The organism is Romboutsia sp. (genome assembly GCF_035470145.1).
Taxonomy (GTDB): Bacteria; Bacillota; Clostridia; order Peptostreptococcales; family Peptostreptococcaceae; genus Romboutsia_D.
This window is the reverse complement of record NZ_DATIRC010000118.1, coordinates 1-1,877: the sequence shown is the minus strand read 5'-3', so window position 1 is coordinate 1,877 and position 1,877 is coordinate 1. Positions and strand designations below refer to the sequence as shown.

At 30.4% G+C, this 1,877-nt stretch carries 1 protein-coding gene; it reads right to left on the bottom strand.

From position 1 onward, the window contains the following. The coding region (locus VLM92_RS04735; protein WP_325275207.1) for a hypothetical protein at positions 1-1,877 on the bottom strand (1,877 nt) is incomplete at both ends.

Genomic DNA, 1,877 nt, shown 5'->3' with positions numbered 1-1,877 from the left:
TTCCTAAAGCAGTAAGGTCTAGTGTCATTACGTTTTGAACTTCCATTACTTTACCATTAGCAGTCGTCGCATCTATATATTGATGTCTTAATAATGTTCTTAAATTTCCAGTAGCATCTGTTGGAGGTGTTGCAATTACAGAAATATCGTACCATTGATTTTGAACAGGACTGCTTATTGAATAAACATCTTTATCCGTACCTGTAGTCGTTCCATCATAACGGACAATAATACTTTGACATGATGAATTTGTAACTCTAACTCTTGCCTTAAAATAGTATTTAGATAAAGGATTTACGGTAACACTATATATAGGCTCTGCAATAGGACTGTTTCCAGTTCCGACACCTGTATTACTTAGCACTCCATTTGATACTGTATTAGTACCATAAACAGAAGTCCAACTTGTTGTTCCATTAGCAAAGTTGCCATTCTTAACTATTTGATTTAAAGTTCTACCTTCTAATTTCAAGTCACTCAAATACCCATTTGCTGTATCCTCTATAACTGTAAAACTCTTGTCACTTATAACAGATGTCATTGTAGCATCTTCCAGCTTTTTCACCTTGTCTAAACTTTCATTAACACTATCAAGCCTAGTATTTATGCTATTTATACTAGCAGAAGTTGACTTAGGAACACTACCTTTTATCGTTGGCTCAATCTCACATAAACTTAAAATGTTAGTTTTATTTGTAAATGTTCTAAGTGCAACTTGTTGGTCATCTGCAAGTGGATAAAATACAGATGCAGTTGTTGGGTATTTAATAAGCATATTATTTTTAGATAAAAAGTCCTTAAATCCATTCAAATCTTGTGTGACCATTTTTGACTTTTCTATACATACAAAAACTGTAACGACACTATTATAATTAGTTAATCTAAATGAATTTAAATAATTTAACAAACCAGCAGTATTGTCATTTGTAAATATATTTGATATAGCCTTTACGTCACTAAGACCATCAGAAACTTGATTTCCAATAAGCCTGAATAATATTCTATCTGTTAAATCTGAATGTAAATACCAATTCTCACTACCATTAAATACAACGTCTTTGTTATTATCTTCTATCCCCCAAACTCCATCTTTTTCAACAATTCTATCTGCAACAGTTCCAATTTTTTCTAATTGCACATCTGATAAAATAGTTAATTTATGACTTTGTGGAATTTCATAAGAAGTGACTACTGTTCCTTTTTCTACTTGTATAACATCTGAAATATTTTCTAATATTACAAATTTAAAATATCTACAATTCGCAGGTGTTGTAAAAGTTGGTGCTAATCCAGATAAGGCTAATGAAGATATAAAAGTTTTATTAATATCATAAAATCTCAAACCTATATATGCTACATTCCTAGTTCTTGATAATACATATTCAGCATTTGAAGAAATATATTGATAATTTTTCGTTCTTAAATATGCTGAATTTATATCTAAATTACCTGTTGTTGAATTTATTGAACCTATTTCAAGTTCACCATCAAATATATTTTTATTTCTACATAAAAGAGGTATTTCGAAGCGACCGTCCTCAAGTTCATTACCTGTACTTGAAATTTCTGATAGTACACTTGGATTTTGATACGTATTTCCCTCGATTACTACATCTTTAACCCAACCATCAACACTATCACTTGATATATATGTACCACTTACATCACTATACATTATATTTTGTTGCTTATTATCTGCTAGTAATCTTTCTTGTAAACTTGCGTATTCTTTGCCGTTAATATCTTTTCTTGCAAGTTGTACTTCTGCATTAGTGCTTTCAGCAGGTGCTAAAGCATTAAATTGACTAACTAAGTTATTTATAGTATTTATTATACTTTGTCTAGTTGTTTCAGTTTCTGTGATCTTAGCATTAGCA